Source organism: Streptomyces sp. ALB3 (assembly GCF_044385685.1).
In the GTDB taxonomy this organism is placed as follows: Bacteria; Actinomycetota; Actinomycetes; order Streptomycetales; family Streptomycetaceae; genus Streptomyces.
Map to the genome: position 1 here is coordinate 547,461 of NZ_JBISCE010000026.1, position 13,803 is coordinate 561,263.

A 13,803-nucleotide genomic window follows, 5' to 3' on the forward strand; every position below is an offset into this window, starting at 1 on the left:
GCGTGGCGGGCCGGGACCGGGCGCCGCGCTCCCTGGCACACCGGCGGACCGTGCGGCGCCTCCTCACCGGCGGGACCGCCTCATCTCAGGACGGACGCCCTCCGTGGGGCACGCCGACCGCCAGGAGTGCGATGTCGTCGTCCAGTCCCTCACCGAACGAGTCCAGGAGTCCGGTGACCGCCTCCACGGCACGGTGGGCCGATACGGGCGCCAGGGCCCGCGCGAATTCCAGCAGCGCCTCGTCCCCGTACCGTTCGTCCGTGACGGGATCATGGGCCTCGGTGAGACCGTCGGTGTAGAGCAGCATCGTGTCACCGGGGCGCAGACCGACGGTGGCCGTCGTGAACTGCGCGTCAGGCACGACGCCGACGAGCTGGCCACCGGGCGTGGGCAGGTAGTCGGCGCTGCCGTCGGCCCGCAGAAGGACGGCGGGGGGATGTCCGCCGCCGGCCAGGACGACATGGAATCCCATGTCGCCCCCTTCCGGCTCCAGCAGACCGAAGATCACCGTGCAGAAACGCGGCTCGTCGTCCTGGAACTGCTGGGTGAGCGCGGTGTTGAGGTTGGCCAGGACTCTGGCCGGCACCGGATCGGACACCGCTGCGGCCCGCAGCGTGTAGCGCGCCAGCGACGTCACCACGGCCGCGTCCGCGCCCTTGCCCCGCACGTCCCCCATGAAGAATCCCCAGCGTCCGGCGGCCAGCGGGAACAGGTCGTAGAAGTCCCCGCCCACCTCGTCGGAGGACGCGAAGTGGTAGTGCGCCGCGACGTCCAGCCCCGGAACCGGTTCGAGAGCCGGTGGGATCAGCGTGCGCTGCAGCGTCGTGGCGAGACGGCGCAGGCGTTCGCGTTCGCCCTCGGCCTCCTGCCTGGCCCGCAGCAGCTCCTGCTCGTAGGCACGCCTGTCACCCGCGTCGAGGAGGGTGGTCCGGATGAGCAACGGCTCGCCGCTGCTGTCCCGCTTGACGATGGAGGTGACCAGGACGGGCAGCCGGCTGCCGTCCGAGGCCCTCAGCTCCAGCGCGACACCCTTGACCTCGCCCTGCATCCGCAGCAAGGGCGCGAAGTGGGTCTCGTGGTACAGCCTGCCGCCCACGGTCAGCAGGTCGGAGAACTGTCTGCGGCCGACCAGTTCCTCGCGCCGGTAACCCAGCCACGTGAGCAGGGTTCCGTTGACCTTGGCGATCCGTCCGTCGAGCAGCGTGGAGAGGTAGCCGCACGGAGCGTTCTCGTAGAGGTCCTCCGCGCTGTCGTCCAGCAGGGCGGAGAAGGGCAGCTGCTCCTGGTCGCGGTCTCCCGCGGCCCACGCCCCGTCGGCCTCCTCGCCGTCCGGGCGCGCCATCACGGCCTCTGCATGAAGGCGATGATCGCCTCGGTCGTCTCCTCGGGGGCGCTCAACTGGGGGCAGTGGCCGGTCGAGTCCAGCGTGACCAGCTCGCTGCCAGGGATCTGTGCGTGGACGAAGGCCCCCACCTCGCGCGGGGCGATCGAGTCGCGCGCGCTCTGGGCGATGAACGTCGGCACGGTCACGTCGGCCAGATCCGCCCGGTTGTCGGACAGGAAGGTGGCTCTCGCGAACACCCGCGCGATCTCCGGGTCCGTGCGGCAGAAACTGTTGGTCAGCTCCTCACCCAGCTCGGGGCGCTCCGGATTACCCATGATCACCGGCGCCATCGTCGCGGACCAGCCCAGGTAGTTGCTGTCCAGCGAATCGAGCAGCTCCTCGATGTCCTGCGCGCTGAAACCGCCCCGGTAGTCACCGTCGTCGATGTAGGACGGCGACGGCGTGAGGAGGATCAGCCTGTCGAACAGCCCGGGTTCCCGGTTGGCGGCGAGCACGCCGATCATGGAGCTGACCGAATGGCCGACGAAGGTCACGGGCCCGAGCCCGAGCGCCCGGCAGATCTCGATCACGTCCTCCGCGTAGCCGTCGAGGGAGGAGTACCGCTCCGGGCTCCAGGCGGACGCATCGGAGCGTCCGGCGCCCACGTGATCGAAGAGGACCACCCGGAAGCGTTTCTCCAGCTCAGGGGCGACGAGTCGCCACAGGTTCTGGTCACATCCGAAACCGTGCGCGAGCATCACGACGGGGCCGTCTTCCCTGCCCGTCACCGACACGCGGTTTCTTCGCAGAACGTCCATGGGAACATCCTGCCACTCCCCGCACCTGACGGCCCGGTCTGCGCCGTACGGGCCTGAACAGTGCGGATAGCACTGGGTGACCGGTCGAGATGCACGGGCGCCGGAGCCCTGATTCGCTGATGCTGTCCGCTTCCCCACAGATCCAGGAGTGATCATGAGCGTTGCAGGCGAATCCGGCGGTCGGGCCCAGCAGCTGCGCGCCAAGGCGCAGGAACTCACCGAGGCCGCGGAACGCTCCACCGATCCGGAACAGCGGCAGCGGCTCCGGGACAAGGCCGGCCGCCTGCGGGAGCAGAGCGAGAAGGAGAGCTCCATGAACGACCGCGGCATGGACCCGATGGTGTAGGTCCGGCACCCCGCGCTGCCGGTGGTCCTCACGGGTGCGGGAGGATCACCGGTACAAGCACGTCCGCCCCGCCGACCCCCCACGGAGCGCCACCACCGATGTCCACCCCACAGGATCCGTACGTACGGGTGCGCGGCGCGCGCGAGCACAACCTCCGCGATGTGGACGTCGACATTCCGCGCGACGCGCTCGTGGTCTTCACGGGAGTCTCCGGCTCGGGGAAGTCGTCCCTGGCGTTCGGGACGATCTACGCCGAGGCACAGCGCCGCTACTTCGAGTCCGTGGCCCCGTACGCCCGCCGGCTGATCCACCAGGTCGGGGCTCCGGATGTCGGGGAGATCACCGGTCTGCCGCCCGCCGTGTCCCTGGAGCAGCGCCGGTCCGCCCCCGGGTCGCGTTCGTCGGTCGGCACGGTCACCACGCTGTCCAACTCCCTGCGCATGCTCCTCTCACGCGCCGGCGACTACCCGCCGGGGGCCGAGCGGCTCGACTCCGACGCCTTCTCCCCGAACACGGCTGCCGGGGCCTGCCCCGAGTGCCACGGGCTGGGGCTGATCCACCGCACCGACGAGGAACTGCTCGTGCCGGACCCCTCGTTGTCGATCCGGGAGGGGGCGGTCGCGGCGTGGCCGGGTGCCTGGCAGGGCAAGAACCTGCGTGACGTGCTGGACGCCCTGGGGTACGACATCGAGCGACCGTGGCGGGAGCTGGCCCCCTCCGACCGCGAGTGGATCCTGTTCACCGACGAGCAGCCGGTCGTGACGGTCCATCCGGTGCGCGACGCGGGCCGTATCCAACGCCCCTACCAGGGCACGTACATGAGCGCCCACCGCTATGTCATGCACACCTTCGCGGAGTCCAGGAGCCGGACGCTTCGGGCTAAGGCGGAGCGCTTCCTGACGAGTGCGCCGTGTCCGGTGTGCGGGGGCGGCCGGCTGCGGCCGGAGGCCATGGCGGTCACCTTCGCCGGACGCACCATCGCCGAACTGGTCTCGTTGCCCCTGGCCTCCCTCGCCGAGGTCCTGCTGGCGGCGGGAGGCGGCAGCGACACGGCACGGTTGCTCACAGCGGACCTGCTGGCCAGGATCGAGCCGGTGACGGAGCTGGGGCTCGGCTATCTCAGCCTCGACCGCACGGCCCCCACCCTGTCTTCCGGCGAGCTTCAGCGGCTGAGGCTCGCCACGCAGCTCCGGTCGGGCCTCTTCGGCGTCGTGTACGTGCTGGACGAACCCTCCGCCGGACTGCACCCGGCCGACACGGAGTCACTGCTCGGCGTGCTCGACAGGCTCAGGCAGGCCGGCAATTCGGTGTTCGTGGTGGAGCACCAGATGGACGTGGTGCGGCACGCCGACTGGCTGGTGGATGTGGGGCCGCTGGCGGGCGAGCACGGAGGGCGGGTCCTGCACAGCGGTCCGCCGGCGGACCTCGCCGGAGTGGCGGGGTCGGCGACCCGGAGGTTCCTCTTCGAGGAGGGTCCGGCGCCTGCGCGCGAACCGCGCGCCCCCTCCGGCTGGATCACGCTGCGCGGGGTGGACCTGCACAACGTGCGCGGAGTCGACGCCGCGTTCCCGCTCGGGGTGCTGACGGCGGTCACCGGTGTGTCGGGGTCGGGCAAGTCGACCCTGGTCGGCCAGGTCCTGGCGGGGGTGCTCGCCGACCGGCGCCCGGTGGACACGGCGGATGCCCCTGCCGCGCCGGTGGCACGGGGCTGCGCGTCGGCGGAGGGGACCGACGCGGTCGACCGGCTCGTGCAGGTCGACCAGAAGCCGATCGGCCGTACGCCCCGGTCCAACCTCGCCACGTACACAGGGCTGTTCGACGTCGTGCGGAAGCTGTTCGCGGACACGGAGACGGCACGCGCCCGGAAGTACCGGGCCGGCCGGTTCTCCTTCAACGTGGCGGGCGGGCGGTGCGAGACCTGCCAGGGCGAGGGGTTCGTCTCGGTCGAACTGCTCTTCCTGCCCAGCACGTACACCCCCTGCCCGGACTGTCACGGTTCGCGTTACGACCCTCGGACCCTCGAGGTCACCTTGCGCGGTCTCACGATCGCCGAGGTGCTCGACCTGACGGTGGAGGCGGCGGCCTCCTTCCTCGCGGACAGTCCGGCGGCCGGGCGCAGCCTGCGGGCCCTGACCGACGTGGGGCTCGGATACCTGCGTCTGGGCCAGCCGGCGACGGAACTGTCGGGTGGTGAGGCGCAGCGGATCAAGCTCGCCGCGGAACTCCAGCGTGCCCGGCGTGGGCACACGCTGTACCTGCTGGACGAGCCGACGACGGGACTGCATCCGGCCGATGTGGAGGTGTTGATGCGGCAGTTGCACGGCCTGGTGGACGCGGGGAACACGGTGGTGGTCGTCGAGCACGACATGGCGGTGGTGGCCGGCGCGGACCGAGTGATCGATCTGGGGCCCGGTGGTGGGCACCGGGGCGGCCGGATCGTCGCCACGGGCACACCCCGGGAGGTCGCCCGTGCGGCGGGGAGCCGTACGTCCGCGTACCTGGCGAAGGCGTTGCGGACGGGCTGACCCCCCGCCCGGGTCAGCGGCGGACCTTGCGGTTGGCCCGGAGCCATTCCTTGTTCATGGCGGTGATCGACGGCAGCGGGATGCCCTTGGGGCAGGCCGTGGCGCATTCGCCGGTGAGCGTGCAGCCGCCGAATCCCTCGTCGTCCATGGTGGCGACCATGTCGAGCACCCGGGTCTCCCGCTCGGGCGCTCCCTGCGGGAGCACGTTGAGGTGGTTGACCTTGGCGGAGGTGAACAGCATCGCCGAGCCGTTCGGGCATGCGGCGACGCACGCGCCGCAGCCGATGCACTCGGCGTGTTCGAAGGCCGAGTCGGCGTCCGGCTTGGGCACCGGGGTGGCATGGGCGTCGGGCGCCGTGCCGGTGGGCGCGGAGATGTACCCGCCGGCCTGGATGATCCTGTCGAAGGAGGACCGGTCGACGACGAGGTCCTTGACGACGGGGAAGGCCGAGGCGCGCCACGGCTCGATGTCGATCGTGTCCCCGTCCTCGAAGGACCGCATGTGGAGCTGGCAGGTGGTGGTCCGCTCGGGACCGTGGGCTTCGCCGTTGATGACGAGGCTGCACGCGCCGCAGATGCCCTCGCGGCAGTCGTGGTCGAAGGCGACGGGCTCGTCACCGCTGAGGATGAGCTCCTCGTTGAGGGTGTCGAGCATCTCCAGGAAGGACATGTCCTGCGAGATGCCGTCGACTTCGTACGTGGCCATGGCGCCGGGCGCCTCGGCGTTCTGCTGGCGCCAGACGCGCAGGGTGAGCTTCATGCGTAGCTCCGCTGAGTGGGGTGGACGTACTCGAAGACGAGGTCTTCCTTGTGCAGGACGGGGGCGTCGCCGGTGGCGCTGAACTCCCAGGCCGCGGCGTAGGAGAACTCCTCGTCCCGGCGGGCGGCTTCGCCGTCCGGGGTCTGCGATTCCTCACGGAAGTGGCCGCCGCAGGATTCGGCGCGGTGCAGTGCGTCGAGGCACATGAGCTCGGCGAGCTCCAGGTAGTCGACGACGCGGTTGGCCTTCTCCAGCGACTGGTTGAACTGTTCGCCGGTGCCGGGCACCTTGACGCGGCGCCAGAACTCCTCGCGGATACGCGGGATCCGGTCGAGGGCCTGGCGGAGCCCCTGCTCGGTGCGGGCCATACCGCAGTACTCCCACATGAGTTCGCCGATCTCCCGGTGGAAGGAGTCGGGAGTGCGGTCACCGTCGACCGCGAGGAGGAGGTTGAGCCTGTCCTCGGTCTCGGCGACGGCTTCGGTGACCGCCGGGTGGCCGGCGTCGATCTCCTCCGTGTGCGGGTTGCGGGCCAGGTAGTCGTTGATCGTGGACGGCAGGACGAAGTAGCCGTCGGCGAGGCCCTGCATCAGCGCGGAGGCGCCGAGGCGGTTGGCACCGTGGTCGGAGAAGTTGGCCTCACCGATGGCGAAGAGCCCGGGAATCGTGGTCTGGAGGTCGTAGTCGACCCAGAGGCCGCCCATCGTGTAGTGCACGGCGGGGTAGATGCGCATCGGGGTCTCGTACGGGTTCTCGGCGGTGATCCGCGCGTACATGTCGAAGAGGTTGCCGTACTTCTCCTCGACCTTCTTCCTGCCCATGCGTGCGATGGCCTCGGCGAAGTCCAGGTAGACGCCCTGGCCTCCGGGGCCGACGCCGCGGCCCTCGTCGCAGACGTTCTTCGCGGCGCGCGAGGCGATGTCACGGGGCACGAGGTTGCCGAAGGCGGGGTAGACGCGCTCCAGGTAGTAGTCCCGCTCGTCCTCGGGGATCCGGCCGGCGGGGCGGTCGTCGCCCTTGGCCTTCGGGACCCAGATGCGGCCGTCGTTGCGCAGTGACTCACTCATCAGCGTCAGCTTCGACTGGTGGTCACCGGTGCGCGGGATGCAGGTGGGGTGGATCTGGGTGAAACAGGGGTTCGCGAAGTAGGCACCGCGGCGGTGGGCTCGCCAGACGGCGGTGGCGTTGGAGTTCATGGCGTTCGTCGACAGGTAGAAGACGTTGCCGTAGCCGCCGCTGGCCAGGACGACCGCGTCGGCGAAGTAGGTGTCGATTTTCCCGGTGACGAGGTCGCGTGCCACGATCCCGCGGGCCTTGCCGTCGACGACGATCAGGTCGAGCATCTCGGTGCGTGCGTGCAGTTCGACGTTGCCCGCGGCGATCTGACGGGACAGTGCCTGGTAGGCGCCGAGGAGGAGCTGCTGTCCTGTCTGGCCGCGGGCGTAGAACGTGCGGGAGACCTGGACGCCGCCGAAGGAGCGGTTGTCGAGGAGCCCGCCGTACTCCCGGGCGAAGGGGACACCCTGGGCGACGCACTGGTCGATGATCTCGACGGAGATCTGCGCCAGGCGGTGGACGTTGGACTCGCGGGCGCGGAAGTCGCCGCCCTTGACGGTGTCGTAGAAGAGGCGGTGCACCGAGTCGCCGTCGTTGCGGTAGTTCTTGGCGGCGTTGATCCCGCCCTGCGCGGCAACGGAGTGAGCCCGCCTGGGTGAGTCCTGGAAGCAGAACTGGACGACGTGGTAACCCTGTTCGGCGAGTGTCGCACCGGCCGAGCCGCCGGCCAGGCCGGTCCCGACGACGATGACGGTGTGCTTGCGGCGGTTGGCCGGGTTGACGAGCTTCGCCTGGAAGCGGCGGGTGTCCCATCGCTCGGCGACCGGGCCCGTGGGCGCCTTGGTGTCGACGACGGGCTCGCCGGTGCGGTAGTTCGTGTAGTCGCTCATGTCAGCTCACCACTCCGGTCATCACGGCTACGGGTACGGAGACGAAACCGGCCGTCAGCAACACTGCCAGGACGTCGGCGAGGGTCTTCAGAACGCGGTTCCGGGTCGCGCTGCCCACGCCGAGGGTCTGGGCCGCACTCCAGAAACCGTGTCGGACGTGCAGTCCCAGAGCGAGCACGGCGACGATGTAGATGACGTTGCCGTACCAGGTCGAGAAGGTGTCGAGCACGTTCTGGTAGGGGTGCCCGGACTGGAATCCGCCGGTGTGCACGGTGCCGGTCGTGAGGTCCAGGATGTGCCAGACGATGAACAGCGCGAGGATGACGCCCCCGTAGCGCATGGTGCGCGTGGCGTAGCTCGAACGCGCCTTCCTGTGCACATACGCCGTCGGTCGCGCCTTGAGGTCGCGTCGGCTCAGCTGGTAGGCGGAGACCGCGTGCAGGACGACGGCCGCGACGAGCACCAGACGGACGATCCACAGCGCCCACTCGTGGTGCAGGAAGGGCTCGCCGAGGGTCCGGAGCCAGTGCGCGTAGTGGTTGAACTCGTCGGATCCGAAGAAGATCTTCAGGTTGCCCAGCATGTGGACCACCAGATAGCCCAGCATGATCAGGCCGCTCACGGCCATGATCGTCTTCTTGCCGACGGACGAGTCCCAGAGCGTACGCGTCATGGACGGCCGTCGGTCCCGCGTTGCCAATGCCATGGGCACGACGCTAGAGGGCAAGGGCATCATCAGTCCAAGACATGAAACGACTCATCTTCATAGGCGCTGGCTATGCAGGCGCGTACCCTCGTCCGTATGCACTTCCAGCAGCTCGCCTACTTCGTGGCCGTGGCGGAGGCCAGGCACTTCACCCGGGCCGCGGAGGAGGTGCATGTGTCCCAGCCCTCGCTCTCGCAGCAGATCAAGGCCCTGGAGAACGAACTGGGTGCCGAGCTGTTCAGCCGGGCACGAGGCAACATCGCGCTGACCGACGCGGGAGAGGCGCTGCTGCCGCTGGCCCGCAGGATCCTGGCGGACGCGGACACCGCGCGGCACGAGGTGCAGGAGCTGGTACAGCTGCGCCGGGGGCGCGTCAGGCTCGGAGCGACCCCGAGTGTCTGCACCGGCCTGCTGCCCGAGGTGCTGCGTGCCTTCCACGGCGCCCACCCCGGGATCCGGCTGCTGATCGAGGAGGGCGGCTCGCACGACCTCGTGCGGCAGCTGGCGCGGGGCGCTCTGGATCTCGCGCTGCTCGTCCTGCCGCTGCCCGCCGCGTCACCCGCGCTCACCACGGTGGAGCTCCTGCACGAGGATCTGGTGGTGGTCTCGTCGGCGGCCCGCCCCGCACCGGGGCGGAAGGGGTCCGTGCGTGTCGCCGACCTCGAGAACGAACCGCTGGTGATGTTCCGGCACGGCTACGACCTGCGGGAGCTGACAGTCGCCGCGTGCCGTGCGGAAGGCTTCGAGCCGTCGTTCACCGTGGAGGGCGGCGAGATGGACGCCGTGCTCGGCTTCGTACGCGCGGGCCTCGGTATCGCCGTGGTCCCCCGCATGGTGGCCGTCCGGGCCGGCCAGGGCCTCCGGGCTACGCCGCTGGCCTCGCCGGGCCTGCGGCGGACGATCGCGCTGGCGCACCGCAGCGATGTCGAGCCCCCGCGGGCGGCGCGTGAGCTCCAGCGCATGCTCCTGGGTGCGGGGCCGCCCGCGGCGCCCCCGGCCGCCGGCGGACGGAGCCCGGCCGACGACTGAGGACGGCCCCTCAGACCGCGTCCGCCAGCAGCAGCGCGTGAATCATGTCCGGGGCTCCCGGACGCGCGTAGTACCACCCCTGGGCGGTGTCGCAGCCGAGCTGTCGCAGTTGCTCGGCCTGGGCGCCGGTCTCGACCCCCTCCACCGTGACGGCCAGGTCCAGGCTGTGGGCGAGCGAGACGATACCCTCGACGATCTTGAGGTCGACCGGGTCCGCCGGATGGTGCTGCATGCCCTGGGTGAAGGAACGGTCCAGCTTGAGCACGCTCACCGGAAGCCGGCGCAGGTTCGCCAGGTTGGAGTACCCGGTGCCGAAGTCGTCCAGCGCGATGTCGACGCCCATCTCCGCCAGCTGGCGCAGCGGTTTGAGCAGATCGTCGTCGGCCCCGATCAGCGCGGACTCGGTGACCTCCAGACAGAGGGCGCCCGGTTCCAGACCGGAGCGCTCCAGGACGTCGACGGTCTCGGCGACCAGCCTCGGGTGGTGCAGCTGGGTCGGGGAGAGGTTGACGTTGATCCGCAGGGGCCCGCCGTCGGTGTGACGTTCCTGCCAGAAGTTCGCCTGCCGGACGGACTCCTCCAGGACCCAGCGGCCGAGCGGCACGATCAGCCCGGTGTGTTCGGCGAGCGGGATGAAACGGTCCGGACCGAGCACGCCGTGCTGCGGATGGCACCACCGCACCAGCGCCTCGGCGCCGTGCACGCTGCCGTCCCCGAGGTGCACCAGCGGTTGGTACTCGATGAAGAACTCACCGCGGTCGAGCGCCGTGGGCAGCGCGGTGGTCAGTCCGTGACGGGTGATGGCCCGCGCGTCGGCCTCGGCGTCGGCGAGCGCGAAGCGGTTGCCGCCCGCCGCCTTGGCCCGGTACATCGTGATGTCGGCACTGCGCAGCACCTCGGCCGCGGTGCGTTCGCCCGAAGGCCCTTCGACGACACCGATGGATCCGCGTACGGTCAGCTCCCGGCCGTCGAGGCGGATGGGCGTGGCGAGCGCCGAGAGGATGCGCGCGGACAGCTCGTGGACCTCTTCCTGGGTGCGGGGCCCGGTGGTGAGGGCGACGAACTCGTCACCGCCGAGCCGCGCGACCATCTCGCCGGGGGCCGTCGCGCAGCTCTGCAGCCGGTCGGCGACCTCGACCAGGAGCCGGTCCCCCGCCGCGTGGCCCAGGCTGTCGTTGATCGCCTTGAATCCGTCGAGGTCGAGGTAGCAGAGGCCGAAGCGCATGCCCTCCCGGGGCGCGAGTGCCTTCTCCAGGCGCTCGAAGAACAGGGTCCGGTTGGGCAGGCCGGTCAGCGCGTCGTGTGTGGCCTCGTAGCGCAGCCGCAGATTGAGCAGCCGCCGCTCGGTGGTGTCCTCCATGAGGGCCAGCTGGTACTCCGGCCGGCCTTCCGGGTCCCGGAGCAGCGACACGGTGAGGTTGGTCCACAGGACGGTGCCGTCGTTGCGGTAGTACGGCTTCTCCACGCTGTAGTGCTCGCGCTCGCCGCGCACCAGCTCGTCGTAGTACTTCCACACGTACGGGGAGTCCTCGGGGTGCACCCACTCGTTCACCTTGTGGCTGCGGACGTGGTTCTCCAGACCGCCGAACATCCGCGTGAGGGTGTCGTTGATCTCCAGGATGTTCCCGTCGAGGTCGGCTATGCCGATCCCGATGGCGGCGTCCCTGAACACGGCGCGGAAGCGCGCTTCGGTCGCGTGCAGCGCTTGTTCGGCGTTCGAGCGGGCGGTGAGCGCCGAGCGGGCTATCGCCTCCTGCTCGGCGAGCGTCCGCTCGCGCAGGGCCTGGCTGAAACCGCCGGCGAGCGCGTGCTGGATCCGCGCGCACCGGGCCCGGCTGTCCTCGGTCGAGAGCTCCACGGGCCCGTTGCCGCCGCAGTAGAGGACCAGATAGGAGTCGACGACGCCGAGCGTGGAGCTCAAGGCGTCGGGATCCGTGCAGTGGGCGGCGACCAGCGCGGCCCCGACCCGTTGCGCGGGCGTCGCGTCGAAGACGCGGGTGTGGAGGATGACGTTGAGTTCCCGGGCGAGGGGCAGCAGATGCTCCTCGAACTCCGGACGTGTCATCGAGGTGGCTGTGGAGGGGAAGATCGCCCTGCTCCAGATGGTGGCGAATCTTCGGAGCCGGCCTTCGGGGCCGTCGGGTTCCGCGTCCGGCGCGCCGGACTGCTGGGCGGGAATGCTCACGCCTTGCGTCCAACCCCGGCGAAGCCCGAGAAGGCGAACGGATCTTCCTGCGCGAGCGTCTCGGGTGACTCGGGACGCCACTCCGGCATGGCGACGAGACCGGGCTCGACCATCTCGTATCCCTCGAAGAAGCGGCTGATCTCCGTGCGCGAACGCATGACCAGCGGATTGCTTATGTTGCGGTAGACGCCGACCGTCCCGCCCGCCTCCTCCTGGCTGAGCGGGATCCCCTCGTACGAGGCGTGGGTGAGGACCAGCAGGCTGCCGGGAGCCAGCGCGTCGCGCAGTTCGGCGACCGCCGCGTACGGGTCGTCCGCGTCCTCGACGAAGTGGAGCACCGCCACGAGGAGCAGCGCCACGGGCTTGTCCAGGTCGAGCAGGCCGTTGATCTCGGGATGCGCCAGGATCTCGCCGGGCTTACGCAGATCCGCGGCGGCGATGACGGCCCGCTCGTTCCCCTCGAGCACCGCCTGACTGTGTGCGACCGCGACCGGGTCGTGGTCGACGTAGGCGACACGGGCGTCCGGATCGGCCGCCTGGGCGACCTCATGAACATTGCCGAAGGTCGGGATGCCGGACCCTATGTCGAGGAACTGGCTGACGCCCGAAGTCGTGGCGTAGTGCACGGCTCGCCGCATGAAGGCCCGGTTCGCCTGCATGACCTTGGGCAGACCAGGCATGAACTGCATGGCCTTGCGTGCCGCTTCCCTGTCCACCTCGAAATTGTGCGAACCGCCCAGGTAGAAGTCGTACATGCGAGACACGCTCGGCACCGAGATGTCAATGCCCTGCGGTGCCCAGGCGGGACGCTCCATCGATGTCTCCAACAAGTCGCCACGGCGATCCGGCCATGTTCATGGTCAGTGTTGACCAGAGGCTACTGATCGACCGCCAGGAGAGCGAGTGGAAACGGAAATTAGAGATCCGTTATTGGTCACACACCGGAAGCATGCACGGCGGGTCCGTCGCTGCGTGTACGCAATCGGCGACGGACCGGCACCACCGAGCGGCTCGCGCACGCTACTTGGAGGCTCCGACGAGCTTCGCGTCGGGCGACACCGCGTACCATGTGCCCCCGACACCTTGCCCGTTGGTGTCTCCCGGCTTCGCGTCACCGGCGAAGGTGTAGAGGGGCCAGCAGTCGAGCGACTGCTGCTGGATGCCGTCGGGACGGTCGAAGGTGACGAATCCCTTCGTGGTGACGCCTTCGACGTCATTTTTCGGCACGGGACCGACGACCGGCCACTTCTTGAGACAGTCGCCCGTGCACGCGGACTTCATAGGCCAGGCCGTGTCCTTCTTGAAGCGGTAAACCGTCATGCCGCGCCCGTCGACGACAATGTCCCCGAGTTCCGGATCCTTTCGGACGGAAAGACCGGCGAGGCCGGCCTGCCCGCCTTCGGAGGGTCCGTCCGCGTTGATGGCCGCTTTCTTTCCGTCCGGAGCGGCGGCGAACCATGTACCGCCGACTCCCTGGCCGTTGGCGTCACCGGGTCCGGTGTCCTCGGCATAGCGGTACACCGGCCAGCCTGCGACGGTCAGCTGCTTGGTCCCGTCGGCCCTCGTGACCTCGCCCATCAGCGACGCGTCGGCCCCGGCGGCGGCCTCGGCGTTCTGCGCGGGCACCGGGGGCCATGCCTTCGCACAGTCACCCTCGCAATTCGAGGTGGGCGGTTCGGCGGTGTCCTTGTCGAAGCGGTAGAGCGTGAAGCCCTCGCTGTCGGTCAGCACCTTGCCCAGTTTCTTGCTGTCCCAGACCGCGAGCTGGCCGGCCTCCTTCGGCGCGCCACCCGCGGCGGCGTCGGAGCCGTAGCCGCCGTCCGAGCCGTACCCGGCCTCGGCCGACTGCTGTGCGGGAGCCGCGTTTCCCACGGCCTGGCCGTTCGGCGACGCCGTGCCCTTCTCCTGACCGCACGCCGTCGTCAGCGCCAACATGGCCACCGCCGTCACTGCGAGCGAAGCGTTCCGCCAGGTATTCATGTCGACTCCCGTTGTCCTTCTGCCGTCCGGGACGCGAGTGCGCGTCTTTCGTGGCCCTAGGTACGGCCGACCGGTGGCCCGGCGTTCAACGGGCTCCGGAAAGAGATTCGACGGGCGCAAACGCGCATTGCTCAATATCCCTCCATCAGGCGAATCAACTGCTTACTCCGCGTGTTCGGCGGCT

General features: G+C 69.8%; 11 protein-coding genes. 3 read left to right on the top strand and 8 right to left on the bottom strand.

What is annotated here, in order from left to right; genetic code table 11:
- Positions 1-85: 85 nt before the first annotated feature.
- Together ACHFIV_RS14490 and ACHFIV_RS14495 are read right to left on the bottom strand one after the other, a co-directional pair.
- The gene (locus ACHFIV_RS14490; protein ID WP_398968230.1) at positions 86-1,342 is read right to left on the bottom strand and encodes a PP2C family protein-serine/threonine phosphatase; all 1,257 of its coding nucleotides are present in this window, start codon (positions 1,340-1,342) and stop codon (positions 86-88) included.
- Entirely contained in the window at positions 1,342-2,142 is an 801-nt protein-coding gene (locus tag ACHFIV_RS14495; RefSeq protein WP_398967886.1) for an alpha/beta fold hydrolase, read from the bottom strand. Before ACHFIV_RS14495 ends, ACHFIV_RS14490 begins: the two co-directional genes overlap by 1 nt.
- A 154-nt stretch (positions 2,143-2,296) precedes the next feature.
- Between ACHFIV_RS14495 and ACHFIV_RS14500 the strand changes: the two genes are divergently transcribed.
- Both ACHFIV_RS14500 and ACHFIV_RS14505 read left to right on the top strand, forming a co-directional pair.
- Positions 2,297-2,488 (top strand): DUF6381 family protein, encoded by a 192-nt coding sequence (locus tag ACHFIV_RS14500; RefSeq protein WP_398967888.1) that lies wholly within the window; start codon positions 2,297-2,299, stop codon positions 2,486-2,488.
- Positions 2,489-2,586: 98 nt separating this feature from the next.
- Positions 2,587-5,013, top strand: a complete 2,427-nt coding sequence (locus ACHFIV_RS14505; protein ID WP_398967890.1) for an ABC transporter — start codon at positions 2,587-2,589, stop codon at positions 5,011-5,013.
- Between the two features lie 13 nt (positions 5,014-5,026).
- On the opposite strand, the gene ACHFIV_RS14510 is transcribed toward ACHFIV_RS14505, so the two are convergent.
- The 3 genes from ACHFIV_RS14510 to ACHFIV_RS14520 are packed head-to-tail and all read right to left on the bottom strand — an operon-like array spanning position 5,027 to position 8,425.
- Entirely contained in the window at positions 5,027-5,773 is a 747-nt protein-coding gene (locus ACHFIV_RS14510; protein WP_398967893.1) for a succinate dehydrogenase/fumarate reductase iron-sulfur subunit, read from the bottom strand.
- Positions 5,770-7,719 carry a fumarate reductase/succinate dehydrogenase flavoprotein subunit gene (locus tag ACHFIV_RS14515; protein WP_398967896.1) on the bottom strand — a complete coding sequence of 650 codons (1,950 nt, stop codon included), beginning with the start codon at positions 7,717-7,719 and terminating at the stop codon, positions 5,770-5,772. The genes ACHFIV_RS14510 and ACHFIV_RS14515 overlap by 4 nt, the downstream gene beginning before the upstream one ends.
- A gap of 1 nt (position 7,720) precedes the next feature.
- Entirely contained in the window at positions 7,721-8,425 is a 705-nt protein-coding gene (locus tag ACHFIV_RS14520) for a succinate dehydrogenase (RefSeq protein WP_398967898.1), read from the bottom strand.
- A 96-nt stretch (positions 8,426-8,521) separates the two neighbouring features.
- Here ACHFIV_RS14520 and ACHFIV_RS14525 point away from each other — a divergent pair, with 96 nt between their 5' ends.
- The gene (locus ACHFIV_RS14525) at positions 8,522-9,454 is read left to right on the top strand and encodes a LysR family transcriptional regulator (RefSeq protein WP_398967901.1); all 933 of its coding nucleotides are present in this window, start codon (positions 8,522-8,524) and stop codon (positions 9,452-9,454) included.
- Between the two features lie 10 nt (positions 9,455-9,464).
- On the opposite strand, the gene ACHFIV_RS14530 is transcribed toward ACHFIV_RS14525, so the two are convergent.
- The 3 genes from ACHFIV_RS14530 to ACHFIV_RS14540 all read right to left on the bottom strand — a co-directional run bounded on the left by ACHFIV_RS14530 (position 9,465) and on the right by ACHFIV_RS14540 (position 13,619).
- Positions 9,465-11,639: a putative bifunctional diguanylate cyclase/phosphodiesterase gene (locus ACHFIV_RS14530; protein WP_398967903.1), complete on the bottom strand. Its 2,175-nt coding sequence runs from the start codon at positions 11,637-11,639 to the stop codon at positions 9,465-9,467.
- Complete coding sequence (locus ACHFIV_RS14535) at positions 11,636-12,454, bottom strand: SAM-dependent methyltransferase (RefSeq protein ID WP_398967906.1); 819 nt, start codon at positions 12,452-12,454, stop codon at positions 11,636-11,638. Before ACHFIV_RS14535 ends, ACHFIV_RS14530 begins: the two co-directional genes overlap by 4 nt.
- Positions 12,455-12,659: 205 nt before the next feature.
- Positions 12,660-13,619: an SCO0930 family lipoprotein gene (locus ACHFIV_RS14540; protein WP_398967909.1), complete on the bottom strand. Its 960-nt coding sequence runs from the start codon at positions 13,617-13,619 to the stop codon at positions 12,660-12,662.
- Positions 13,620-13,803: the final 184 nt, after the last annotated feature.